Genomic DNA, 22974 nt, shown 5'->3' with positions numbered 1-22974 from the left:
CCCGAATTCCGCCTGGCCACCGGCCCTTCATCGCCCGATGGGGGAGATGGAATTCTTTCGTTTCAATTACGCTCGGGCCGCACAAAAGCTCGAAACGGAAAGGTATTCGTCAGGAATACGGAGCGCCGGGCGCATGCACGTTGCGGGCAGGCGACACGTCGAAAAATTACTAAAAACACGAATCATTCTCGTTTAATATTTCGCTCCGTTACAAGTCGCGACAGAACGTCGCGGCTCGTTTCGAGCCGGCTCCGCCGGCCGGCAGCCACCCGCGCCGGCTGTGCGTCGGCCGGCGGATGCGACGGGGAGATCCCCCGCGCATCGTCTCCTTCACGGAACGCTTCGTCGGTCGATTCGCCGCGTGGTGCGCGCGTCGGCCGGATGCGTTTTCGTTCGCCGTTTTTCCTTCAGCCCCTACGTTCACGATGAAACTCAACAAGAGCGCCTGCCATGCGCTTCTGATCGCCACGTCGCTGGCCGGCGCACGCACCTCGTTCGCGCAGGCGAGCGACACCGCGGCGACCCTGCCCGCGATCTCCGTCAATGCGGCTGCCGAGCATGCGTCGTACGACGGCGGCCACTCGCGCGCGGCGACCAAGACCGACATGTCGCTGATGGACGTGCCGCAGACGGTGAACGTCGTTCCGCACGCAGTGATCGAGGACCAGAACGCGACGTCGATGCAGGATGCGCTGCGCAACGTGCCGGGCATCGGTTTTTCGGTCGGCGACGGCCAGCGCGACCAGATCACGATCCGCGGCTTCAACAGCATCACGGACCAGTATGTCGACGGCATCCGCGACGACGCGCTGTACTACCGCGACCTGTCGAACGTCGATCGCGTCGAGGTGCTGAAGGGGCCGGCGGCCGTGCTGTACGGGCGCGGCTCGGCGGGCGGCATCGTGAATCGCGTGCTGAAGCGGCCGGAAGCGAACCCGGTGCGCGACGTCGGTGTGACGCTCGGCACGCGCGGCGAGCGGCGCGGCGAATTCGACCTCGGCTGGAACGCGAACGATGCGGCGCGTTTCCGCATGACCGGCGCGGCCGAGAACTCGAACAGTTTCCGCGACCAGTTCCAGCTCAACCGCCAGGCGATCGCGCCGTCCGCGCAGTTCAAGCTCGACCGCGACACGGTGCTGAACGTCGAATTCGACTACCTGCACGACCGCCGCACGTCCGACCAGGGCCTGCCCGCGTATCGCGGCCGGCCGGTCGACGTGCCGATCAACACGTATTACGGCTCGGCCGACGCGGCGAACAGCTCGTACAACGACATCTCCGCGAAGAGCGCGACGGTGTCGCTCGATCACCGCTTCAGCGATTCGCTGTCGTTTCACGGCGCGATCCGCGCGTACGACTTCTCGCTCGAACGCAAGAACTACGTGACGTACGAGCCGATCAAGACCGCCGCGCACCCGGTCGTGACGCTCGACCAGTCGACGCGCCAGCGCACCGATCACGGCATCGACGGCCTGTTCGAGCTCACGCAGAAGACCTCGCTGTTCGGCATGCGCCACGAGCTGCTGTACGGGCTCGAGCTGTCGCAGCAGCAGAAGTTCGACACGATCTACAGCGTGTCGAAGGTCGCGACCTACGATCTGTTCAATCCGCAGCAGGTGATCCTGCCCGGCGTGCCGACGGGCGCGCGGGCGAAGACGAACGCGTCGACCGTCATCGGGCTCGCGGGCGTCTACGCGCAGGACCTGATCTCGCTGACCGAGCACTGGAAGGTGCTCGCGGGGCTGCGTTTCGACTACCTGAACCAGATCCGCCACGACTACACGTCGTCGAACGTCAACCTCGACCGTACCGATCACGCGTGGAGCCCGCGCGTCGGGCTGATCTACGAACCGCTCGACTGGCTGACGCTGTACGGGTCGTTCAGCCAGTCGTTCTCGCCGCTCGCCGATACGCTGATCAGTGCCGGCGCGTTCGCGAACGGCGCCGCGCTCGCGCCGCAGAAGACCACCGCGTATGAAGTCGGCTCGCGCTTCGACCTCGGCGGCAAGGCGACGGCGAGCGTCGCGCTGTTCGACATGCGCCAGACCAACCAGCAGATCGGCGACCCGAACAATCCCGGCTACGCGCTGCCGATCGGCACGCAGCACGTGCACGGGATGGAGCTGGGCTTCACCGGCGAGATCGTGCCGAAGTGGTCGGTATATGCGGGTTATGCGTACCTGAACGGGACGGTCGACGGCTCGGCGCAATCGACGGCAGCGGGCGTCACGGTGGCGAGCAACACACCCGGGCTGATGCCGCGCCACAGCGCGAACCTGTGGATCAAGCGCGAGCTGCCGTACGGCTTCTATGCGGCGGCCGGCATGCAGTTCCAGTCGGCGCGTTATACGTCGGCGAGCGATCTCGTCACGCTGCCGTCGTTCACCACGTTCAATCTCGGCGCCGGCTATCGCAGCAAGAAGGTCGACGTGACACTCACGCTCGACAACCTGTTCGATCGTCGCTACTTCATTGCCGCGCACGGCAATGCCGACCTGTACAACATGCCCGGCGACCCGCGCACGCTCACTGCGACGGTGAAGTGGCATATGTGACGCTCGTCACGCGCATCACGCGTGCGTTGCGCGACAATGCGGGTCGTCGTCACTCGTCACGATGGCCCGCCTTTCGCTCCCCATGATCCGCCAAGCGTTTGACTTATCGAACCTGACCGGCCGCGCCCGCACGTTGTGCGCCGTATTGTTGCTGGCGTGCGGCCCGGCCGCGGCGGGCGAGCCGCCGATCCTGGCCGATGCCGAGCCGGAATGCCATGCCGTGCATGTCGACCGGACGATCACGCTGTCGGGGCGTTACGCGGTCGATTACGACGATGAAGCGATCGGGCCGGACGTGTGGTTCGAGGACGACGATGCGTCGGCGATGCGCTTGCCCGACCGCTCGCAACGTGCGGGCATGATCGTTTTCACGAACCAGGACGTTGCGCGGCGCGGGCTGCGGCTGCCCGCCGCGCAGCCGCACGGCGTTTGCCTGCTCGACGGGCGCGCGACGCTCGTGATCCGCGATCTGTATACCGCGTGCCCGGGGCTGGAAACGCCCGATAGCGCGCGGCTGGTGAAAGTCGTCAAGGCCAGCGTGCCGGCGCGGCATGCCTGCAACGCCACCGCACGCTGACGCCGACGCCACCGCGCCGTTACTCGACGTCCTCGTCATCCTCCAGATCGGCATCCTCCTCCACGCGCTCCGGCGCTGCATACGCGCTCGCCTGCTCGAGCAGCCAGCCGCGAAACAGCTCCAGCGGCTTGCTGTGGCTGAACTCCGTCGGATACACGAGGTAGTACGCGGAGTCGCCGACCGTCGCCGCGTCGCACGGCACCACCAGGCCGAGCTGCTGCAACTGTTCCTCGACGAAGAATTTCGGCACGAGCGCGACACCGAGCCCGGCCGCGGCCGCGCTGATCAGCATCGTGTGCAGCTCGTAGCGCACGCCCTGCATCGTGCGGATGTCCTCGACGCCGTGCGTCTCGAACCACTGCGCCCACGCGCCGGGGCGTGTCGTCGAGTGCAGCAGCGGGTAGGCGAGCAGATCCTCGACGCGCTCGACGGGCCGGTCGAGCAGCGCGGGCGAGCAGATCGGCACGACTTCCTCGCCGAACAGGTAGTCGGACGACGTACCGGGCCAGGTCGGCTTGCCGTAGTGGATCGCGGCCTCGAAGTGCGTGTCCTCGAACGAGAACAGGTCGGTGCGGCTGCCCATGTTCACGCGCACGTCGGGCGTGCGGTCGTAGAAGCTCTTGATGCGCGGGATCAGCCAGTGCGACGCGAAGGTCGGCAGGACCGCCAGCTCCAGGTAGCCGCCGCCGCTGCCGTGCGCGATGATCGACAGCGTGTCGCGGTCGAGCGCCTCCAGCGCGCGGCGCACCTGCGTGCCGTAGAGCTTGCCGGCGCGCGTCAGCACGACGCGCTGCTTCACGCGTGCGAACAGCCGCACGCCGAGGCTGGCTTCCAGCGTCGCGATCTGGCGCGAGACCGCGCTTTCCGTCAGGAACAGCTCCTTGGCCGCGTGCGTGAAGCTCTCGTGGCGGGCGGCGGCTTCGAAAGCCACGAGCGCGCCCATGTTGGGGATCTTGAATTTGCGCATGATGTTCGATTCGTCTGACGGTAAGGCCCGCGCGGCGTCGGGCGGAAGGCGGGGCCGAGGAACGGCTGATAATTCCAAAAACTCATCACGTATCAATTTAATCTCGCTTTACGCCCGGCTGCAACCCTTTGAATAATGCTCCCCACGCAAGGTCAGGCGCCCGCTGGGCAGCCGGCCGACGAGTTGCCGGCACGTTTGCCGGCGGTCCCCCGAGACGAGAATCCTGATGCGCAATCCGAATATCGAGAGCTTGCTGACGAAGCTGCTGGGACAGGCGAAGACCGACGCCCTGTTCTCGACCCTGAACATGCCGGCCATCCTCGAAGAATGGGAGGACGGCGTCGTGACGCGCGCGGAAATCGCGCAGGCGATGAACATGGCGCTGTTCGAAGGGCTGCTCGAGCGTTCGGCGAACGGCCGCGCGTACACGGCCGACGCGATCGAAAGCGGCGGCTCGGTCTATTTCGACCACGGTGCGCTGCGCACGGTGCGCTGGCCGCACACGGGCGCGCTGCCGCCGGGCGAGGCCGCGTTCACGCGCATCCTGCGTCCGCTCGGCTTCCGCCTGAACGGTCGTTACCCGCTCGACAAGCTCGGCATGACGGGCCGCGCGTATGCGCATGAAGACGCGCCGGACGAAATCGCGCAGTTCTTCGTCAGCGAACTGCATCCGGAACGTTTCTCGAAGGAATTCCAGCAGGCCGTGACGAACGTCGTCAGCTCGTCGCGCGATCCGCTGTCGCCGGCGGCCGTCGCGCTGCTGTGGGAAGTCGAGCGCGAAGGCTGGCTGTCGCTCGACGCCGCGCACGCGCTGCTGCCGGAGATCGTCGGTGCGTTCGCGCGCCAGCACGATGTGCCGAACGAACTCGACTACGAAACGCTGCTGATGGAATCGGCGGAAATGGCGTGGATCGCGACCGAAGGCAATGCGTTCAACCATGCGACCGATCGCGTGGCCGACGTGTTCAAGCTGTCCGACGACGAGAAGGCGAAGGGCCGGCCGATGAAGCCGGAAGTCGAGCGCTCGCGCTCGGGCCGCGTGTTCCAGACCGCGTATCGTGCCGACACCGTCGAGCGCGAGTTCCGCACGCGCGACGGCGGCACGGTGAAGCGCAACGTGCCGGGCTCGTTCTACGAGTTCATCACGCGCAAGCGCACGTTCGACCAGGCGGCGCGCCGCTGGGTGACCGACCTGCGTTTCGATGCGGGCAACGCGCAGGGCATCTTCAAGATGACGGCGAACGCGGCGAAGTAACGAAGCGAAAGCGGGGTACGCCGCTTTCGGAAGCAATGAGCCGATCGGGCAGGGCGCAAGGGCATCCTGCCCGATTTGCGTTGGGCGGCGGCCCGCGACGCAACGCAATACGCGCGATCGGGCGAATGCCGGATCGCGGCGTCACGGTCATCGATGTGGTTGGGGAAAGTGGAAAGCGGCAAAGCGGCCGGCCCATGCCGCGCCCCGTGCCGTCAGAATACGTGCGTGATCAGAAAGAACAGCACCAGCAGCCCGACCGGCACGCCGAGCAGCCAGGCGATCAGGTATTTGCCCATGTCGTAGGTCCTGGTGGCCGCGACGCCGTCGGCGCCGCGGCGGTTGCATGAATGTGCTGTCGCGTCACAGCTCGCGGTCGAATTCCTTCAACTGCTTCTCGGCCGCGTCGCGGGCGATCCCGTACCGTTCCTGGATCTTCCCGGCGAGATACTCGCGATTGCCGTCGGCGACGGCCAGATCGTCGTCGGTCAGCTTGCCCCACTTGGCCTTCAGCTTGCCGGTGAGCTGCTTCCACTGGCCCTTGATCTTGTCCTCGTTCATCGTGTGCTCCTTGTCGTGCAGGGATAAAAAGCGCGGCGGCGTGCCGCGCCGGGAGGTCAGGCCTTCGCCTTCAGGCCGGATGCGTCGACGTGCTTCACGCCCTTGACCGCGCGCGATACGGCGATCGCCTTCTTCACGGCGATCTTCGTCGGCAGCACGCCCGTCAGCGTGACGACGCCGTCGACGGTCTTCACGCTGATGTCGACGCTCTTCAGGCCGTCGGTGGCGGCCAGCTCGCCCTTCACCTTGGTCGTGATCCATGTGTCGGTGACGGGCTGGTTCGATTCGGTCTTCATGCCGTTGTCGGTGGATGCGTCCTGCGCAACCGCGTTCGTGAGCGGCGCGGCGCCGAGCAGGAAAGCCGCGCTGACGGCGAGCAGTGTCGAAAGGTGCGAGATTTTGTTCATTGATGTTCTCCTTCGATTGATGGGGTGAGTGGACCGATCGTCGAGCACGGATCGTGCCGCGCGTTACTCCCGCGTTACTCCATTACCCGGCGATCGGCGTGTCGTAGCCGGGCTCGCGCGGCGGCATGTCCGGGCGCGGCACGTCGGGCGGCAGCGGAACCGGCGGATCGGTGCCGGGCGGCGGTTCGGGCGGGTTGTCCGGAGGCGGTTCGGGCCGCGTCGGATCGGGTGTCTGATGCAGCTTCATCGTGCTTCCCCTCTGCGGTTCGGATGGCAGCGCATGAGCGCCGATGCAGAACCAGCGTACCGGGTCGAACGTGCACGGGCATCGCGCAAATTCACCTGATCGGCTAGTGCGTTTGCACGGGGGTGTCGTGAAGGGGAGGTGGTGCGCTCGCGAGGTGCGGCGCGCGCAAAGCAGGCGCGGAGAATGCTTCCGGGATCGGCGGGATGCCGCACGGTGGCGGCACGCGGTGCGAATGTACTATGGCGATTAGTGCATCCGCGCCTGTCGCGCACGGATGCGGCGCGCGATCATCGCCACACGCGCCGGCCGGCGCGTGTCGACGAAGCGGCAACCGGGCCGGCGGTCATGCTGACGACATGGACAAGCATTCGATGAACGAACAGGTAAACGAACAGGTGCTGAAGTCGCATACCGACCGGCGCCAGCTGCACCAGATCATCGCGGGGCTCACCGAGGGCGTGATCCTGGTCGAGCCCGACCAGCGGATCGTCTGGGCGAACGAGGCCGCGCTCGCGATGCACGGCGTGACCGAGCTGAAGGCGCTCGGCGAGACCGTCACCGATTATCGCGAGCGCTTCCGGCTGCGCTACCGGAACAACCATCCGGTGCGCGACGGCCACTATCCGATGGATCGCGTGATCGCGGGCGAGGAGTTCAGCGACGTGACGGTCGAAGTGGAATCGGCCGCCGACGAAACCGTGAGCTGGGTCCACCGCATCCGCAGCCTCGTGCTGACGAACGCGGCCGGCGAACCCGACTGCCTCGCGCTGGTGCTGCACGACGCGACCGAATGGGCGAGCGCCGAGGAGCGCTTCGAGCGCACCTTCAACGCGAACCCGGCGCCGGCCGTGATCTGCCGGCTCGACGACCTGCGCTACGTGAAGGTCAACCAGGGTTTTCTGGACATGACCGGCCACGCGCGCGACGACGTGCTCGGCCGCTCGGTGTACGAGCTCGACGTGCTCGAACAGGCCGAACGGCGCGAGCTCGCGATCGAGCGGCTCGGCGAAGGCGCGACGATTCCGCAGATGGAGGCCGTGCTGAAACTCGCGGACGGCAGCACGAAGGCCGTGGTCGTCGCCGGGCAGCCGATCGACATGAACGACGAGGCATGCATGCTGTTTACGTTCATGGATCTCGAACCGCGCAAGCAGGCCGAGCGCGCGCTGCGGCAGAGCGAGGAACGCTTCGCGACGGCGTTCCGGATGGCGCCGGTCGCCACCGCGATCGTCACGGCCGACCGCTTCGAATTGCTCGACGTGAACGGCGCGTTCGCCGCGATGACGGGCCATGCACAGGACGACCTGCTCGGCAAATCCGCGGAGGAAATCGGGTTGTGGGCCGAACGCGGCGCATGGCAGCGCATCGAAGGCCGGCTCGCGCGCGACGGCAGCGTGCGCAACGCCGACGTGCAGATTCGCACGCGCGACGGTGACGTGCGCGATTGCGTCGTGTCGGCCGACCCCGTCGCGATACACGGGCGCGACTGCCTGCTCGTCGCGCTGCTCGACATCAGCGATCGCAAGCGCACGGAGATGGAACTCGTGTACGCGATCGAAACGGCGATGCAGGATGCGTCGTGGTTCAGCCGCACGCTGATCGAGAAGCTGGCGAACGTGCGGCGCGCGAACGCGCCGGATGCGGGCGCGCAACTGTCGGACCTGACCGCGCGCGAGCGCGACGTGTTCGACCTGCTGTGCCACGGTCTCGCCGACAAGGAAATCGCCGGCCGCCTCGGGCTCGCGCCGAACACCGTGCGCAATCACGTCGCGACGATCTACGCGAAGCTCGACGTGCACAGCCGCGGCGAGGCGATCGTATGGGCGCGCGAACGCGGAATCGTCGGCGCGGCCGACGCGAACGGCACGCGCGGCGCGAAGGCGGGCGAGAACGGCAAGGACTGACGCCGTCGGTACGAATGCACCATGCGCGCTGGTGCATCCGCATCTGCCGCGCGCGGCGCCCGCTTGCGATCCTGTCCATTCGGCGGCGCGGCGCTGGCCGTCATGCCGCCGGTTCTCCCCAACCATCGCAGGAGACGACCATGGACAGGAATCGGATCGAAGGCAAGCTCAAGCAGGTCAAGGGTTCGGTCAAGGAAGCGCTCGGCAAGGTCACGGGCGACCGCAAGACGGAAGCGGAAGGCGTCGCCGAACAGCAGGCCGGCAAGCTTCAGGAGCAGGCCGGCGAGGCGGCGGATGCGGCGCGCAAGCAGACGGGCGCCGATCGGCACTGACCGATAACGCGGCGCCGCGGGCGTCGCGGCGGCCGGCCGGGCCGTCATCGCAACGATGATGCGCTGCCGGCATGACCACGACCGGCCTTGATGGACGGGCGCCGGCGCAGCTTCCCATGAAAACTGCCGGCCCGCGGTTCACGGCTGCGCGGGCCGCGGGCCGGCCGCGCATGCGGAACTTGATGACAAATCCTCACTACATAGTTCCGATATTTCGTTTGCTGCACGGGTATTGGCTACCCACAATCCATTCACCTCTTTCGCGATGAAAGGCTCTTCGGAGACGGAGCCGCGGCGATCGACCGGCCGGGTGCGTTGCACGACGCCCCGGTAGCGGACGAGACGACCGGCACGCGAGAGGGTGTCGACGCGCGGTGGTCGCGCGTTGCATCCCGGCCCCCAGAACAAGGATTGTCATGACGTTCCGCATTCGTTCGCTTTCCGGCGTCGCATTGACCGCCGCGATTCTCGCGCTCCAGACGGGCGCGGCCCACGCGCAGGAGACGGTCGTCAAGGTCGGCGTCGCCGGCCCGCTGACGGGGGGCGGTGCCGCCTACGGCAAGGACATCGAGAACGGCGTGCGCATGGCCGTCGACGAGGCGAATGCCGCGCATCCGAGGGTGGGCGGCAAGCCCGTGAAGTTCGTCGTCGCGTCGCAGGACGACCAGAGCGATCCGCGCACCGGCGTGCAGGCCGCGCAGCAGCTCGCCGACGCGCAGGTGGCCGTCGTGATCGGCCACTTCAATTCGGGCACGACGCTGCCCGCGTCGAAGATCTACGCGAAGGCCGGCATTCCGATGATCACGCCGTCGGCGACCAATCCCGACATCACGCGTGCCGGGCTCGGCACCGTGTATCGCGTGATCGCGACCGATACGCAGAACGCCGGGAACGCGGGCGCCTATGCGGCGAGCGTGACCAAGGCGAAGCGCATCGCGATCATCGACGACCGCACCGCGTTCGGCCAGGGCGAAGCCGACGAATTCGAGAAGGCCGTGAAGGCGAACGGCGGCACGATCGTCGCGCGCGAATTCACGAACGACAAGGCGGTGGATTTCAGCGCGCAGCTCACGAAGATCAAGAGCACCAACGCCGATCTCGTGTTCTTCGGCGGCCTCGACGCGCAGGCCGCGATGCTCGTGAAACGCATGCGCCAGCTCGGCATCCGCGCGCAGTTCCTCGCGGGCGGCGGCGTGATGAACGCGAACTTCATCAAGCTGGCCGGCAATGCGGCGGAAGGCGCGGCCGTGTGGGAATACGGGCAGCCGCTGTCGCGTCTCGCGAAGGGCAAGGCGTTCGAAACGAAATTCCGGCAGAAGTACGGTGTCGACATGCTCGCGTATGCGCCGTTCGCCTACGACGCGACGTGGATCGCGATCAACGCGATGCAGAAGGCGAACTCGACGAAGCCGGCCGATTTCAACGGCGCGCTGAAGGGCACGCGCTACGACGGCATCACGGGCACGATCGCGTTCACGAACACGGGCGACCTGAAGAGCCCGAGCTCGACGCTGTACGAGGTGAAGAACGCCGCGTGGCTGCCCGTCACGACGAAATCGGCGGATTGAACGCAACAGGCGCGCGCGGACTTTCGCGGCGCTGCCGGACGTGCTGAAATGCCATCGGCGATCGGTTGCGATCGCGGCGCACGCCGGTGCGGCAGCCGCACGAGTCTGCCCGCGCGACGCCGCGTGCGACGCGGCACGAACAACCCACGGGCGCGGCCGGGTGGCCGCGCCCTTCATGTGCAACTGGAGTCAGTCGTGAGTTCTCAAGTCGTCATCGTCGGCGGTGGTGTGATCGGCAGCTCGATCGCCTATTTCCTGCGCGCCACCGATCCCACGGTATCCGTGACCGTCATCGAGCGCGACCCCACCTATGCGAGATCGTCGTCGGCGTTGTCGGCCGCGTCGATTCGCCAGCAGTTCTCGACGCCGCTGTCGATCCAGATGTCGCTGTTCGGCATCGACTTCCTGCGCACGATCGGCGAACGGCTCGAAGTGGACGGTCACCGGCCGTCGATCGACCTGCACGAAGGCGGCTACCTGTTCCTCGCGACGCCGGCCGGCGACGCGACGCTGCGCGAGAACCATGCGCTGCAGACGAGCCTCGGCGCGGATATCCGGCTGATGGATCGCGATGCGCTGCGCGCGAAGTTTCCGTGGCTGAACGTCGACGATCTCGTATCGGGCTCATATGGCGTGAGCGGCGAAGGCTGGTTCGACGGCTACGGGCTCGTGCAGGCATTGCGCAAGAAGGCGCAGGCGCTGGGCGCGCGCTACGTGCCGTCCGACGTGACCGCAGTGGTGCGCGACGGCCGCAAGGTGACGCATGTGGTCACGGCCGATGGCGAACGCCATGCGTGCGACACGCTCGTCAACGCGGCCGGTGCGTGGGCCCGCACGCTGTCGTCGATGATGGGCATCGACATCCCCGTCCATGCGCGGCGCCGCAGCATCTTCAACGTGTCGTCGCCTGCCAGGCTCACGGATTGCCCGCTGCTGATCGACCCGACCGGCGTGTATTTCCGGCCGGAAGGGCGCACGTACATCTGCGGGACGTCGCCGAGCCCGGATCGCGATCCGGACGACCTGCCGCTCGACGAAGTCGACCACGACCTGTTCGACGAGGTGATCTGGCCGACACTCGCGAACCGCGTGCCGGAATTCGAGGCGCTGCGCGTGGAGAACTGCTGGTCCGGGTACTACGAGTACAACGTGTTCGACCACAACGCGATCATCGGGTATCACCCGGACCTCGACAACGTCGTGTTCGCGAACGGCTACAGCGGCCACGGGCTGCAGCAAGGGCCGGCGACGGGGCGCGGGGTCAGCGAACTCATTCTGGGCGGGCGTTACGACACGCTCGACCTGTCGTCGCTCGGTTGGGCGCGGGTGCTGGAAAACCGGCCGATCGTCGAAAAGAACGTCGTGTAGCGCGGCGTACCCCGCCCGGTGTGGTGGGCGGGATTCTCCTTGTGTCTCGACTCATTGGCCCGACCGTGTCGGGCCTTTTTTGTTGCGCGTGTCAGCCGGCGCCGTAGATCGCGTCGCGCAGATCGATCGTGTACTGGCCGTTCATCCCTTCGTAAAGCGTGTTCGACAGCGACACGACGGTGAGCCCGCGGGCGCGGTCGACGAACCACGAATGCCCGTAGACCCCGCCCCAGCGCCACGTGCCCACGGACTCCGGCGATGCCGCCGCGAGCGGGTCGCGCAATACGGAGAACCCGATGCCGAACCCCGCGCCGGGCAGGTCGGGCAATTCGAGGTTGCCGGTGTGGGCGCGGCCCATCTCGTCGACCAGGTCGGCCGGCAATAGCGAACCGCCACCCGCACGCAGCGTGTCCAGCACGTTCAGCACGTCGCCGGCGGTGCCGACCATCCCGGCGCCGCCCGACGGGAAGGCATCCGCGTCGAGCGCACGCGACGGCGAATACGTCACGCCGACGGTTCCGTCGAAGATGGGCACGGTTTCGTTTTCGGCGAGCCGGCGCGGGTGCGGCGTGTCGTTGACGTAGGGCGTCGCGAGCCGCGCGGGATCGCGTGCGACGAATCCCGTGTCGCGGGCGCCGAGCGGGCGGAGCACGAGCGTATCGATGGCGTCGGCGAGCGGCAGCCCGCTGACGGCCTCGATCAGCGCGCCGACCACGTCGATCGAAAGCGAATAGTTCCAGCCGGTTCCGGGCGCGAACTGCAGCGGCACGCTCGCGATCCTGCGCAGGTTTTCGGCGAGCGAGATAGATGCGGCATCGAGCCCGTCGGAGGCGCCCGCGCGCGCATAGGGGCCGGTCGCGTCGGCTTCCGTGAAGCGATAGCCGAGGCCGGCCATATGCGTGAGCAGGTGGCGCACCCTGATCACCGGCACGCTGCCGTCGTGCAGCGCCGGGCGGAACCCGGGCAGCCAGCGCGTGACGTCGTCGTCGAGCGACAGCTTGTGTTGCGCGACGAGCGCCATCGCGGCCGTCGAGACGATCGGCTTCGTCACCGATGCGAGCCTGAACAGCGTGTCCTCGCGCATCGGCGTGCGCGCTTCGCGATCGGCGAACCCGGCCGCGCGGCGATAGACGAGTTCGCCGTCGCGTGCGATCAGGACGACCGCACCAACGAGGCGATGTGTTTCGAGTTGACGGGACAGTACCGCATCGACGCGCTCGGCGAGTGCGGGATCGGTCGACGGCTGCCGGGATGATGCGCGGTTGGGGATCATCGAAGACTCTGTCGTGAAAGGTGAGCCGACATGGTAGGCGGCATGCCCGGGAAGTGGCGTTTATCCATACGTCGAACAGGGCTTCGTGCGCCGCACCGGCCGACGCGGGCGGCCACGGGGTGGCGGATTCGACCGGGCGCCACGGCAGCCGCGTTGCGGTGCGTCATGCCGGACCTGCGCCGGGCAGCCGCCAAAATATGCCCCAAGCGGCGGGCGGCGTTCGTTAGAATCTGCTTTCGTCGAGGAAACAGCGCAATTGCATTGGGGCAGGGCGGTATCGCGTCACGGACACTGCTTGCCCGGAATCGATCGTTCATTTTTCACCGGAGGCGAGCATGCCAGGTTTACTTCCCGATGTTGACCGCGAGGGGCTCCTCGAATATTCGGTGGTGTACACCGATCGCTCGGTCAACCATATGTCGCAGCGCTTTCAGGGCGTCATGCGCGACATCTCCGGCACACTGAAAAACGTCTACAACGCGAAGTCGGTCGTGATCGTCCCGGGCAGCGGGACGTTCGGCATGGAAGCCGTCGCGCGGCAGTTTGCAACGAACAGGAAGTGCCTGGTCATCCGCAACGGCTGGTTCAGTTTCCGCTGGTCGCAGATTTTCGACATGGGCAGCATTCCGTCCGAAACGACGGTGCTGAAGGCGCGCCCGGTCGAAGCGGGGCGGCAGGCCGCGTATGCGCCGGCCCCGCTCGACGAAGTGGTCGCCGCGATCAGGGAACACAAGCCGGATCTGGTCTTTGCGCCGCATGTCGAAACCGCGTCCGGGATGATGCTGCCCGATGCGTATCTGCGCGCGGTGGCCGACGCCGTGCATGCGGTCGGCGGCATGTTCGTGCTGGATTGCATCGCGTCCGGCACGGTGTGGGTCGACATGCAGGCGAGCGGCGTCGACATCCTGATCAGCGCGCCGCAGAAGGGCTGGAGCGCGTCGCCGTGCTGCGCGATGGTCATGCTGAGCCCGCTCGCCCGCGAGCGCATCGATGGCACGACCAGCACCAGCTTCGCGTGCGATCTCCGCAAGTGGCTGCAGATCATGGAAGCCTACGAGGGCGGCGGGTTCGCGTACCACGCGACGATGCCCACGGACAGCCTCGCGACGCTGCGCGACGTGATGAAGGAAACCGAGGCATACGGGTTCGACAAGGTGAAGGCGGAGCAGCTCGAGCTCGGCAAGCGCATTCGCGCGCTGCTGGCCGACAAGGGTTTCCGGAGCGTGGCGGCTGAAGGCTTCGAGGCGCCGGGCGTCGTGGTCAGCTATACGGACGACGACGGGATTCGATCGGGGAAGAAGTTCGCCGACGTGGGCTTGCAGATTGCGGCCGGCGTACCGCTGCAATGCGACGAGCCGGAGGATTTCAAGACCTTCCGTCTGGGGTTGTTCGGTTTGGACAAGCTGCATGATGTCGACGGTGCGGTTGCGCGGTTTGCCGACGCGCTGGAGCGGATTCTCTAAGCCGCTTGGCGGACCTGGGCGAGGCCGTGGGCGGTGGGTGGTGAGTGGTTGTACCCGCGGCCTGCCGCCTCGCCCGATTCGTCGTCATGGCCTCGTTTGATGCGTGCGTTCGGGCGCCGGGTTCGACGGACTCATCCGCGGCGGGGCCGATCCATCCGCCTGTACGGCTTACCTGAAAGGCTCGCATGGCATACATCGTTCGACACGAAGTTCCGCCGGTATCCACCTACATCGACATTCGTCTTGCCGCAGGGTTGAGCAGGAAGTCGGAACAGGCCGCGACGATCGGGTTGAAGAACGGGCTTTTCAGCGTCGTGGCGTACTGCGACGGTGTGCCGGTCGGAATCGGCAGGGTCATCGGCGACGGCGGCTGCTTCTTCGAGATCGTGGACATCGCGGTGTTGCCCGCTCACCAGAAGAAAGGCGTAGGTGACCTGATCATGCGGGCGCTGATGGGCTATGTTCACGAGAAGGCGCCGCCGACCGCGTATGTCAGCCTGATGGCCGATCACGGCACACCGAAGTTCTATGAACGCTATGGTTTCCAGCCGTCGTCGCTGCCGGAGAAGGCGGGGATGTTCCTGCGGATTGCGTAGCGTGCGGGAGGCCGATCATCGCGGGTGATCGCTGGCCGTCGACCGTGCCGGAAACAGCAGACGTGCGCGCTCACCGCAGCTCATCGCGGCGACGGTCCGGTCTTCCTTGAGTTTGTCGACACGCGTTTGCATTGAGCGCGCCTGCTTCTCATTGTCATGCTCACGGCCCCAGGCGGCGACGCGTTTGCTGCCGATGGCAAGCCGGTCAATTTCCTTTTGTTCGGCGGTGCGGCGCACCTGCGCCGCCGCGTCGGCATCGGCGATCCGAATGGCCCACAGGCTGGCTGGCGCCATGCGTTCGGCTATACGCAGCCGGGCTCGACTTTGTCGTTCGCGAGCGGCGGGCCGCTGTCCCGCGCGGCCACCGAGGCTTTCGTTGCGCTTCCAACGACCTCGGCGGAACAAGTCGGCACGACGCCGGCAGCCGAAGCATTCAGTGACCGCAATCAACGAAATCCGGAAGTTGGATTGCGTTGCTGGCGTACAGCATCGAAACCGCTCGGGGTTGGTCGCAAGTCGAAGCCGATTTTGCCCCGGCAATGCACGCCAATCCCGCTCCATTCGCCGCAATCAATTCGCCAGGATTGGCAATATCGGACTCGCCGGCCAATCGATGACTAATATGCGTGGCGACTTAGTGGAAGACGAAAAATATATTGGACGTCACGAAATGGATGTTGCATTGTTCACGCATTCGATGCGATCGCAGAAAATGAGCTGAGCGGTGTAGCGCCGCAAAAGCAGAGAACGTCATATGCGATTGCGGTCGTGGCTCCTGTTCCCGGAGTCGTGGCCTGGACGATCCGCGGCGTGCGCGACGCATGTGCGCGCGCGTGTAGCAGGATCGGCGCAACAGACAAAGAAAAGCGGCGAAAAGGACCTGAGAAGATGAAGGAGACGCGACGGACGCGGGCGGCATTCCGGATCGGGCGCAAACCCGACCCGGCTTCGCCGCTACGCCCAGATCGAGATCTGTTCGACCGACAACGCGGTCGCGACGGCAGGGCGGCGGAGCATGCGCTCCGTATGCGCGGCCCAATGTTCGAACCCGCGCATGTCGAGCTTCAGCATGTTCCCCCATTTGAAAAATATCAGCAGCATCGGATCGACGATCGAGTAGTGCTCGCCGAGCGCCCAGTCGCGCGCCGCGAGCCGTTCGTCAATCTGCGCATACGCAGCGAGGATGCCCGCGCGGCCTTTCGCGCGAATGCCGTCGTGCGCAGCCGGGTCTTCGCTGAAACGCGACGGATGGAAGTTGAGCGCGACCGTTCCGGGCAACACTGACGCCAGCCAGTTCATCCACTCGACGGCACGTGCGAGGCCCATCGCGGTATCGGGCACGAGCCGCGCCTGCGGAAAGCGCAGCGCGAGATAGAGCAGGATCGCCGACGACTCCGTCAGCACTTCGTCGCCGGTGTGCAGCACGGGCACCTTGCCTTTCGGGTTGAGCTGCCGGAATTCGGCGCTCTGCGTCGCACCGTCCTTGATCGAGACGAGTGCGAGTTCGAATGGTTCGCCCAGCTCGCGCAGGATGACGTGCGGTGCAAACGAAAGATGGCCGGGGCAGTAGAACAGCGTATGAGTTGTCATATTGATTAAGTCTCCTATTTATATCTGGTGGAGATGCTGACCGGGTTTGTCGTGTCGACGCGTCGCATGGTGCATGACGCCCGATCGAAAGTCAAAAGCGAAAGGCGATGTAAAGGATCTTGCGGTTCGGTGAAGACGAAGCCGGCCACTGCGATGCGCGCGGGCCGGGATGAACGTGCGTTTCTGGAGCGTGATCGTGATGCGGATGATGAGCCTCGACGAATTGATCGACAGCGTGAAGACGTTTCTGGCCGGGATCGACCCGGGCGCGCCGGCGCGCGTGACCGCGCAGACGAACCTGCTCGACGCCAACCTGCTCGATTCGCTGTCGCTTGTGCACTTCGTGCTGTTCATCGAGCAGACGCTCAGGATCGACATCCCGATTGGCGACTTCGTGCTCGACTCGATCGCGTCGGTCGCGGCGATCTACGACCACTACGTGCTGGGCACGTCGCATGCCGCGAGCGCGTCGCGATGACGCCGGACGACCTGCTTCGTGACGAGCCGTTCGCGTATTTCGCATACGGCTCGTGCATGAACCTCGCGAGCCTGTCGACGTCGCTCGGCTGCGACGCGGCGACGTACTTCGCGGGCGCGGCGCGCCTCGACGGCCATCGCCTCGCGTTCAATTACGCGTCGCTCAACGAGCCGGTCTGCTGCGCGAACATCGAGCCGGCTGCCGGTGCGATCGTCGAGGGCGCGCTGTACCGGTTGCCGATGCGCGTGCTCGACGCGCTCGAGCGTCGCGAAGGCGTGCATCTCGGCCGCTACGTCCGCTACGCGGTCGAGGTGCTGGCGCCGGGCGGGCAGCGCGTACATGCGCTGACGTATCGCGGTGCGGTCACGCTCGATTGCGACGCCGCGCCGAGCGCGCGCTACCGCGACCTGCTGGTTCGCGGGCTGGCCGACGCGGGCGTGTCGGCGGCGTATCGCGACCGCACGGTCGCCTACATGGCGGGGCTGCGTGATCGGCCGCCGCGTGCGGCATGACGGAATCAAGGCATCGTGCGCTCCACAAGAGCGCCCGATCCAGCGGTGCGCTCGCGACTTCGAACGTCGACGAGCGTTTTAAAGGCGCCCTAAGCGGGCATGTGAGCAAAAGGTTGAACATGAACAAGGCTTTCGACCATCCGCGCGTTTTGCGCATCTTGCGCGTTGCCTGCGACGCAGCGCCCGGGCACAACGACGTACAACGAGCCCCCGGATCTGCGGCAACGCCACGAACGGACCTCGCGAGGCCGATGCGCACCTGATCCGCGCCCGCGAGCCGGATCGACACCCGCCCGGCGTGCCGCACACATGCGTGCGGCACGCGGCACCCCGCATGCGAGAACGAGCCGACCGGAGGAGGACGGCTCGCCGCCTTGTGCGCCGGATCGCGGGTGCCGCCGTCGGGCGACGCGTGCAGGACGCCGTGCGCAACGAATGACAATCGATCGCAAACAAGGAAAAAAATCATGGAGACGCTCGTATCGACCGTATTGCCCGCAGCGCGGGTGTCGGAAGACGCCGCCTATCGCAAGGTCGCGTGGCGGCTGATGCCGTTGCTGCTGTTCTGTTACCTGGTGTCGTATCTCGACCGCGTGAACGTGGGCTTCGCGAAGCTGCAGATGGCGGGCGATCTCGGGCTGTCCGACGCGGCCTACGGGCTCGGCGCCGGCATCTTCTTCTTTGGCTATTTCATCTTCGAGGTGCCGAGCAACCTGATCCTCCACCGCATCGGCGCACGCGTCTGGATCGCGCGAATCATGGTGACGTGGGGCGCGGTGTCCGCGCTGACGATGTTCGTCACGACGCCGACGGCGTTCTACGCGATGCGATTCCTGCTCGGCGCCGCCGAGGCCGGCTTCTTTCCGGGCGTGATCCTGTACCTGACCTATTGGTATCCGGCCCATCGGCGGGGGCGGATCACGACGGTGTTCATGACGGCCGTCGCGCTGTCGGGCGTCGTCGGCGGCCCGATTTCCGGCTACATCCTGAAGGCGTTCGACGGCATCAACGGGTGGCACGGCTGGCAGTGGCTGTATTTGCTCGAAGGGCTGCCGTCGATCGTCGCGGGCTTGCTCGTCTACGCGCTGCTCGACGACCGGGTCGCGCAGGCGAAGTGGCTGAACGACGAGGAGCGCGCGCTGCTCGAACGCAACGTGAATGCCGAGGACGCGGTCAAGTCTCACCTGTCGCTCGGTGCGGTGCTCGCGAATCCGCGCGTGTGGCTGATGTGCGCGATCTACTTCTCGTTCGTGATCGGCCTGTATGGCGTCGGCTTCTGGCTGCCGACGCTCATCCATGCGACGGGCGTGGCCGATCCGCTGACGATCGGGCTGCTGTCGACGGTGCCGTATGCGCTTGCGGTGGTCGCGATGATCGCGATCGCACGCAGCTCGGATCGCCTTCGCGAGCGCCGCTGGCACCTCGCGGTGCCCGGTGCGATGGGCACGGTGGGGCTCGTGCTTGCGGTCGGCTGGGCGCATCAGACGGGGCTTGCGATCGCGGCGCTGACGCTCGCGACGATGGGCATCCTCACCGCGATCCCGCTGTTCTGGAGCCTGCCGACCGCGTTCCTCGGCGGCACCGCGGCCGCCGCCGGGATCGCGATGATCAATTCCGTCGGCAATCTCGCAGGCTTCCTCGGCCCTTACCTGATGGGGCTGCTCAAGCAACTGACCGCATCGAACGACGCGGGCCTCTACATGATGGCCGGCTGCATGGCGCTGGGCGGACTGCTCGCGCTGTCGCTGCCGAAAGCGCTGGTGAACCGGTAGCGGTGCGCGGCTTTTCCCCCATGCACGGAGACAGGACATGATCCACAACGAACCCGCACTGTTCCCCGACCAGTCGATGGGCGCCTCGCCGCAGCGCTTTCGCGACGCGATGTGCCGCGTGGCGTCGGCCGTTCACGTACTCACGAGCGACGGACCTGCCGGGCGCTGCGGCATGACGGCGACCGCCGTGCTGTCGGTGTCCGATGCGCCGCCGACGGTGCTCGTGTCCGTCAATCGCGGCAGCGTATCGGCGCAGCGGCTGATCGCGAACGAGGTGTTCTGCGTGAACACGCTCGGCGCCGCCGACCGGTTTCTCGCCGACGTGTTCGCGGGCAGGACCGCGCACGAGCGCGACGCGCGCTTCACGGTGGGCGAGTGGGGCGAGCTCGCGACACGCGCGCCGGTGCTGGCGAGCGCGCGCATCGCGCTCGACTGCCGGCTCGTCGCGTCGATGAGCGCGGCGACGCACGAGCTGCTGGTCGGCGAAGTGGTGGCGCTGCACTGTGCGGCGCCCGACGACGACACGCTCGTCTATCTGCAGCGGGAGTTCCGCGTCGTGTGACGACGCGTGCCGACAGGATGACCGACATGAAACGCGAAATCGTACTAGCCACCAACCGCTGCCGCGGTGAGATCCTCGCCGGCGGTTTTCGCACCGACGTCGCGCGCATCGCGCAGTGCGCACGCGCGCATCTCGGCGACTACGCCGACAACCCGCATGTGCGTGCGCTGCTCGTGGCGCTGGAGAACCGCTGCCTCGCATCGGGGCGCCTGCTCGATCTCACGTACTCGGTGGACCCGAGCTTCATCCTCGGGTTCTTCGACGTGCCCTACAACGCCGACGCGTTCCTCGAGGCGGCCGCGATCGCGCCCGTGCCGATTCCGCCGAGCGTGCTCGCGATCGCGCCGGACGGCAACGCGCTGCCGGTGCAGATCCGCATGTGCACGGACGGCTTTCTCAATCCGCTCGCGGTCGCGGTATTCGGCGAGAACTTCATCGACGCCGACCTGCGCGCGTATCACAAGGCGTACTACTTCATCGACAAGTTCGTCGAGCGCTTCAAGCGCCATACACGCCCGGCAATCGAAGCGAACTGGTCGCCCACCGCGTTCCCGGATCTGCTCGCGGCGGACGACGAGCTGCTGACGCAGGCGAGCGCGATCTGGGTCCACCTGCACGAGTACCACCATCGCACGGGCTTCCTGCCGATCCCGGAGTACCTCGATGCAAAGAGCACGCGCAACGGTGCGGGCGCGGAGGAGTTGCGGGTCGACATCCTGTCGATCCTCGCGCTGTTCCGGCTGCGCTCGGACGACCGCGTGCTGCGCGCTTCGATCCAGTACATCCTGGCCGAGCGCCTGATCCGCTACCCGCTGCAGGCGCCGCCGCTCGACAACTACGACGCGCGCTCGTCGGTCGCGCTGTTTCATTACCTGTCCCGTCACGGCGTGATCGCGCAGCGTGGCGGCTCACTCTATTTCGAAGGGGGCTACGAACGCCTGACCCAGGCGCTCAGGTCCATCGTGATCAAGCTGACGGCGCTCGAATACAAGCTCAGCGTGTCGTCCGATCTCGACCGGAGAAAGATCCTGTCGTTCGTGCTGCCGACGCTCGCGAAGAACGACAACAACTGGGGCGCGGCCGGCAGGCCGCATTGACGGCAGCCCGCTGCCCGCCCCATTTCGCAACGAATCAACCGAGGATCACGATGCCCACCTATCGTTCACGCACTTCCACGCACGGCCGCAACATGGCGGGCGCGCGCAGCCTGTGGCGCGCCACCGGGATGACCGACGCCGATTTCGACAAGCCGATCATCGCGGTCGTCAATTCGTTCACGCAGTTCGTGCCCGGTCACGTGCACCTGAAGGATCTCGGCCAGCTCGTTGCGCGCGAGATCGAAGCGGCCGGCGCGGTCGCGAAGGAGTTCAACACGATCGCGATCGACGACGGCATCGCGATGGGCCACGACGGCATGCTGTACAGCCTGCCGTCGCGCGAGCTGATCGCCGACAGCGTCGAGTACATGGTCAACGCGCACTGCGCGGATGCGATGGTCTGCATCTCGAACTGCGACAAGATCACGCCGGGGATGCTGATGGCCGCGATGCGCCTGAATATCCCGGTGATCTTCGTGTCGGGCGGCCCGATGGAATCCGGCAAGCTGACGTTCCGCGGCAAGCGTCGCGCGTTCGACCTGATCGACGCAATGGTGGTGGCGGCCGACTCCCAGGTGACGGACGACGAGGTGCGCGCGGTCGAGAACGTCGCGTGCCCGACCTGCGGCTCGTGTTCCGGGATGTTTACCGCGAACTCGATGAACTGCCTCGCCGAGGCGCTCGGGCTCGCGCTGCCCGGCAACGGCTCGGTGCTTGCGACGCATGCCGAGCGCAAGCGCCTGTTCATCGAGGCCGGGCGCACGATCGTCGATCTCGCGCGCCGCTACTACGAGCAGGACGACGCGAGCGTGCTGCCGCGCTCGATCGCGACGCGCGATGCGTTCGAGAATGCGATGACGCTCGACATCGCGATGGGCGGCTCGACCAATACGGTATTGCACCTGCTCGCCGCCGCGCACGAAGGCGAGGTGCACTTCACGATGGCCGACATCGACCGGCTGTCGCGCCGCGTGCCGGTGCTGTGCAAGGTCGCGCCGTCGGTGCAGGACGTCCACATGGAGGACGTGCACCGGGCCGGCGGCGTGATCGGGATCATGGGCGAACTCGATCGCGCGGGGCTGCTGAACACGACGCTGCCGACCGTCCATGCGCCGAGCGTCGCGCACGTGCTCGCGCGCTGGGACGTGATGCGCAATCGCGTCGATTCAGTGTCGCGCTTCTATCGCGCGGCGCCCGGCGGCGTGCGCACGCATGTCGCGTTCAGCCAGGACAACCGCTACGACGAACTCGATCTCGACCGCGCGAACGGCTGCATTCGCGATGCCGAGCACGCGTTCTCGCGCGACGGCGGGCTCGCGGTGCTGTTCGGCAACATCGCGCGCGACGGCTGCATCGTGAAGACCGCGGGCGTCGACGGCGGGATGCTGAAGTTCACCGGCACCGCGCGCGTGTTCGAAGGGCAAGAGGAGGCGGTCGAAGGCATCCTCGGCGGTGCGGTCGGCCCGGGCGACATCGTGATCGTCCGCTACGAGGGGCCGCGGGGCGGCCCGGGCATGCAGGAGATGCTCTATCCGACCAGCTACCTGAAATCGAAGGGGCTCGCGAAGCAGTGCGCGCTGATCACCGACGGTCGCTTCTCCGGCGGCTCGTCGGGGCTGTCGATCGGGCACGTATCGCCCGAGGCGGCGGAGGGCGGCGAGATCGGGCTGCTCGAGAACGGCGACGCGATCGAGATCGACATCCCGAACCGCTCGATCAACGTCCTCGTGTCCGACGACGAACTGCGGCGGCGCCGCGCGGCGATGGAGGAGCGCGGCGCACGTGCGTGGCAGCCCGAGAAGCGGCAGCGCCGCGTGTCGGGCGCGCTGCGCGCATACGCGGCGATGACGACGAGCGCGGCGCGCGGCGCCGTGCGGATCGTGAAGGGCTGAC

Annotated in this window: 23 protein-coding genes; 16 read left to right on the top strand and 7 right to left on the bottom strand. The window is 66.7% G+C overall.

Translation table 11 applies throughout. The features are described 5' to 3' along the window. Window positions 1-425 precede the first annotated feature (425 nt). On the top strand, window positions 426-2555 hold the full coding sequence (locus ABY44_RS37260) for a TonB-dependent receptor (RefSeq protein WP_060171524.1): 2130 nt from the start codon (window positions 426-428) through the stop codon (window positions 2553-2555). Window positions 2556-2688: 133 nt separating this feature from the next. Next, window positions 2689-3132 carry a hypothetical protein gene (locus ABY44_RS37255; protein WP_230949278.1) on the top strand — a complete coding sequence of 148 codons (444 nt, stop codon included), beginning with the start codon at window positions 2689-2691 and terminating at the stop codon, window positions 3130-3132. Window positions 3133-3151: 19 nt separating this feature from the next. Here the strand turns inward: ABY44_RS37255 and ABY44_RS37250 are convergent, their stop codons facing one another. Then, window positions 3152-4099 (bottom strand): LysR family transcriptional regulator, encoded by a 948-nt coding sequence (locus tag ABY44_RS37250; protein ID WP_027789767.1) that lies wholly within the window; start codon window positions 4097-4099, stop codon window positions 3152-3154. 226 nt (window positions 4100-4325) lie between these two features. Here ABY44_RS37250 and ABY44_RS37245 point away from each other — a divergent pair, with 226 nt between their 5' ends. Then, window positions 4326-5354, top strand: coding sequence for a DUF1338 domain-containing protein (locus tag ABY44_RS37245; RefSeq protein ID WP_027789766.1), 1029 nt, complete (start codon window positions 4326-4328; stop codon window positions 5352-5354). A gap of 360 nt (window positions 5355-5714) precedes the next feature. Here the strand turns inward: ABY44_RS37245 and ABY44_RS37240 are convergent, their stop codons facing one another. The 3 genes from ABY44_RS37240 to ABY44_RS37230 form a co-directional block, all read right to left on the bottom strand. Beyond that, entirely contained in the window at window positions 5715-5912 is a 198-nt protein-coding gene (locus ABY44_RS37240) for a CsbD family protein (protein WP_021162617.1), read from the bottom strand. 56 nt (window positions 5913-5968) lie between these two features. Further along, complete coding sequence (locus ABY44_RS37235; protein ID WP_027789765.1) at window positions 5969-6319, bottom strand: BON domain-containing protein; 351 nt, start codon at window positions 6317-6319, stop codon at window positions 5969-5971. 82 nt (window positions 6320-6401) lie between these two features. Then, window positions 6402-6566 (bottom strand): hypothetical protein, encoded by a 165-nt coding sequence (locus tag ABY44_RS37230; protein WP_021162615.1) that lies wholly within the window; start codon window positions 6564-6566, stop codon window positions 6402-6404. A gap of 371 nt (window positions 6567-6937) precedes the next feature. Between ABY44_RS37230 and ABY44_RS37225 the strand changes: the two genes are divergently transcribed. The 4 genes from ABY44_RS37225 to ABY44_RS37210 all read left to right on the top strand — a co-directional run bounded on the left by ABY44_RS37225 (window position 6938) and on the right by ABY44_RS37210 (window position 11738). After that, window positions 6938-8470, top strand: a complete 1533-nt coding sequence (locus ABY44_RS37225; protein WP_060171715.1) for a helix-turn-helix transcriptional regulator — start codon at window positions 6938-6940, stop codon at window positions 8468-8470. A gap of 140 nt (window positions 8471-8610) precedes the next feature. Further along, on the top strand, window positions 8611-8802 hold the full coding sequence (locus tag ABY44_RS37220) for a CsbD family protein (RefSeq protein WP_027790671.1): 192 nt from the start codon (window positions 8611-8613) through the stop codon (window positions 8800-8802). 416 nt (window positions 8803-9218) lie between these two features. Further along, window positions 9219-10370 (top strand): branched-chain amino acid ABC transporter substrate-binding protein, encoded by a 1152-nt coding sequence (locus ABY44_RS37215; RefSeq protein ID WP_431643547.1) that lies wholly within the window; start codon window positions 9219-9221, stop codon window positions 10368-10370. Window positions 10371-10565: 195 nt separating this feature from the next. Further along, entirely contained in the window at window positions 10566-11738 is a 1173-nt protein-coding gene (locus ABY44_RS37210) for an NAD(P)/FAD-dependent oxidoreductase (RefSeq protein ID WP_060171519.1), read from the top strand. Window positions 11739-11829: 91 nt separating this feature from the next. Here the strand turns inward: ABY44_RS37210 and ABY44_RS37205 are convergent, their stop codons facing one another. Then, on the bottom strand, window positions 11830-13011 hold the full coding sequence (locus ABY44_RS37205; RefSeq protein WP_060171517.1) for a serine hydrolase domain-containing protein: 1182 nt from the start codon (window positions 13009-13011) through the stop codon (window positions 11830-11832). Window positions 13012-13346: 335 nt separating this feature from the next. Here ABY44_RS37205 and ABY44_RS37200 point away from each other — a divergent pair, with 335 nt between their 5' ends. Further along, complete coding sequence (locus tag ABY44_RS37200; protein WP_060171515.1) at window positions 13347-14474, top strand: aminotransferase class V-fold PLP-dependent enzyme; 1128 nt, start codon at window positions 13347-13349, stop codon at window positions 14472-14474. A gap of 185 nt (window positions 14475-14659) precedes the next feature. Beyond that, window positions 14660-15070, top strand: a complete 411-nt coding sequence (locus tag ABY44_RS37195) for a GNAT family N-acetyltransferase (protein WP_431643546.1) — start codon at window positions 14660-14662, stop codon at window positions 15068-15070. Between the two features lie 15 nt (window positions 15071-15085). On the opposite strand, the gene ABY44_RS37190 is transcribed toward ABY44_RS37195, so the two are convergent. Further along, a complete protein-coding gene (locus ABY44_RS37190) occupies window positions 15086-15364 on the bottom strand; it encodes a hypothetical protein (RefSeq protein WP_060171513.1) in 279 nt (92 codons plus the stop codon). A gap of 142 nt (window positions 15365-15506) precedes the next feature. Here ABY44_RS37190 and ABY44_RS37185 point away from each other — a divergent pair, with 142 nt between their 5' ends. Next, entirely contained in the window at window positions 15507-15791 is a 285-nt protein-coding gene (locus tag ABY44_RS37185) for a hypothetical protein (RefSeq protein ID WP_196487990.1), read from the top strand. Window positions 15792-16024: 233 nt separating this feature from the next. Here ABY44_RS37185 and ABY44_RS37180 read toward each other — a convergent pair whose 3' ends face one another. Further along, entirely contained in the window at window positions 16025-16660 is a 636-nt protein-coding gene (locus tag ABY44_RS37180) for a glutathione S-transferase family protein (RefSeq protein ID WP_059692831.1), read from the bottom strand. 169 nt (window positions 16661-16829) lie between these two features. Here ABY44_RS37180 and ABY44_RS37175 point away from each other — a divergent pair, with 169 nt between their 5' ends. The 6 genes from ABY44_RS37175 (at window position 16830) to ilvD (ending at window position 22973) form a co-directional block, all read left to right on the top strand. Further along, complete coding sequence (locus tag ABY44_RS37175) at window positions 16830-17138, top strand: acyl carrier protein (protein ID WP_059692833.1); 309 nt, start codon at window positions 16830-16832, stop codon at window positions 17136-17138. Next, window positions 17135-17650, top strand: a complete 516-nt coding sequence (locus tag ABY44_RS37170) for a gamma-glutamylcyclotransferase family protein (protein WP_060171511.1) — start codon at window positions 17135-17137, stop codon at window positions 17648-17650. The genes ABY44_RS37175 and ABY44_RS37170 overlap by 4 nt, the downstream gene beginning before the upstream one ends. A gap of 467 nt (window positions 17651-18117) precedes the next feature. Then, window positions 18118-19422, top strand: a complete 1305-nt coding sequence (locus ABY44_RS37165) for an MFS transporter (RefSeq protein ID WP_060171509.1) — start codon at window positions 18118-18120, stop codon at window positions 19420-19422. Window positions 19423-19459: 37 nt separating this feature from the next. Continuing rightward, the gene (locus ABY44_RS37160) at window positions 19460-19984 is read left to right on the top strand and encodes a flavin reductase (RefSeq protein WP_027790681.1); all 525 of its coding nucleotides are present in this window, start codon (window positions 19460-19462) and stop codon (window positions 19982-19984) included. Window positions 19985-20010: 26 nt separating this feature from the next. Then, window positions 20011-21081: a DUF6421 family protein gene (locus ABY44_RS37155; protein ID WP_225723293.1), complete on the top strand. Its 1071-nt coding sequence runs from the start codon at window positions 20011-20013 to the stop codon at window positions 21079-21081. A gap of 50 nt (window positions 21082-21131) precedes the next feature. Further along, entirely contained in the window at window positions 21132-22973 is a 1842-nt protein-coding gene (gene ilvD / locus ABY44_RS37150) for a dihydroxy-acid dehydratase (RefSeq protein WP_060085665.1), read from the top strand. Window position 22974 lies beyond the last annotated feature (1 nt).

Origin of the sequence: Burkholderia sp. ZZQ-2, from assembly GCF_050768715.1 — a bacterium.
In the GTDB taxonomy this organism is placed as follows: domain Bacteria; phylum Pseudomonadota; class Gammaproteobacteria; order Burkholderiales; family Burkholderiaceae; genus Burkholderia; species Burkholderia cepacia.
The sequence above is the reverse complement of the archived record's forward strand: the minus strand, read 5'-3'. Positions and strand labels throughout refer to the sequence as shown.

Bases quoted from the DNA above. Each gene is read 5' to 3' on its own strand.
- ABY44_RS37155 (WP_225723293.1), top strand. From the start codon at position 20,011: ATGAAACGCGAAATCGTACTAGCCACCAACCGCTGCCGCGGTGAGATC.
- ABY44_RS37230 (WP_021162615.1), bottom strand. From the start codon at position 6,566: ATGAAGCTGCATCAGACACCCGATCCGACGCGGCCCGAACCGCCTCCG.
- ABY44_RS37170 (WP_060171511.1), top strand. From the start codon at position 17,135: ATGACGCCGGACGACCTGCTTCGTGACGAGCCGTTCGCGTATTTCGCA.
- ABY44_RS37160 (WP_027790681.1), top strand. From the start codon at position 19,460: ATGATCCACAACGAACCCGCACTGTTCCCCGACCAGTCGATGGGCGCC.
- ABY44_RS37235 (WP_027789765.1), bottom strand. From the start codon at position 6,319: ATGAACAAAATCTCGCACCTTTCGACACTGCTCGCCGTCAGCGCGGCT.
- ABY44_RS37250 (WP_027789767.1), bottom strand. From the start codon at position 4,099: ATGCGCAAATTCAAGATCCCCAACATGGGCGCGCTCGTGGCTTTCGAA.
- ABY44_RS37240 (WP_021162617.1), bottom strand. From the start codon at position 5,912: ATGAACGAGGACAAGATCAAGGGCCAGTGGAAGCAGCTCACCGGCAAG.
- ABY44_RS37220 (WP_027790671.1), top strand. From the start codon at position 8,611: ATGGACAGGAATCGGATCGAAGGCAAGCTCAAGCAGGTCAAGGGTTCG.
- ABY44_RS37245 (WP_027789766.1), top strand. From the start codon at position 4,326: ATGCGCAATCCGAATATCGAGAGCTTGCTGACGAAGCTGCTGGGACAG.
- ABY44_RS37225 (WP_060171715.1), top strand. From the start codon at position 6,938: ATGAACGAACAGGTAAACGAACAGGTGCTGAAGTCGCATACCGACCGG.
- ABY44_RS37190 (WP_060171513.1), bottom strand. From the start codon at position 15,364: ATGGCGCCAGCCAGCCTGTGGGCCATTCGGATCGCCGATGCCGACGCG.
- ABY44_RS37205 (WP_060171517.1), bottom strand. From the start codon at position 13,011: ATGATCCCCAACCGCGCATCATCCCGGCAGCCGTCGACCGATCCCGCA.
- ilvD (WP_060085665.1), top strand. From the start codon at position 21,132: ATGCCCACCTATCGTTCACGCACTTCCACGCACGGCCGCAACATGGCG.
- ABY44_RS37180 (WP_059692831.1), bottom strand. From the start codon at position 16,660: ATGACAACTCATACGCTGTTCTACTGCCCCGGCCATCTTTCGTTTGCA.
- ABY44_RS37165 (WP_060171509.1), top strand. From the start codon at position 18,118: ATGGAGACGCTCGTATCGACCGTATTGCCCGCAGCGCGGGTGTCGGAA.
- ABY44_RS37200 (WP_060171515.1), top strand. From the start codon at position 13,347: ATGCCAGGTTTACTTCCCGATGTTGACCGCGAGGGGCTCCTCGAATAT.
- ABY44_RS37175 (WP_059692833.1), top strand. From the start codon at position 16,830: ATGAACGTGCGTTTCTGGAGCGTGATCGTGATGCGGATGATGAGCCTC.
- ABY44_RS37215 (WP_431643547.1), top strand. From the start codon at position 9,219: ATGACGTTCCGCATTCGTTCGCTTTCCGGCGTCGCATTGACCGCCGCG.
- ABY44_RS37195 (WP_431643546.1), top strand. From the start codon at position 14,660: ATGGCATACATCGTTCGACACGAAGTTCCGCCGGTATCCACCTACATC.
- ABY44_RS37260 (WP_060171524.1), top strand. From the start codon at position 426: ATGAAACTCAACAAGAGCGCCTGCCATGCGCTTCTGATCGCCACGTCG.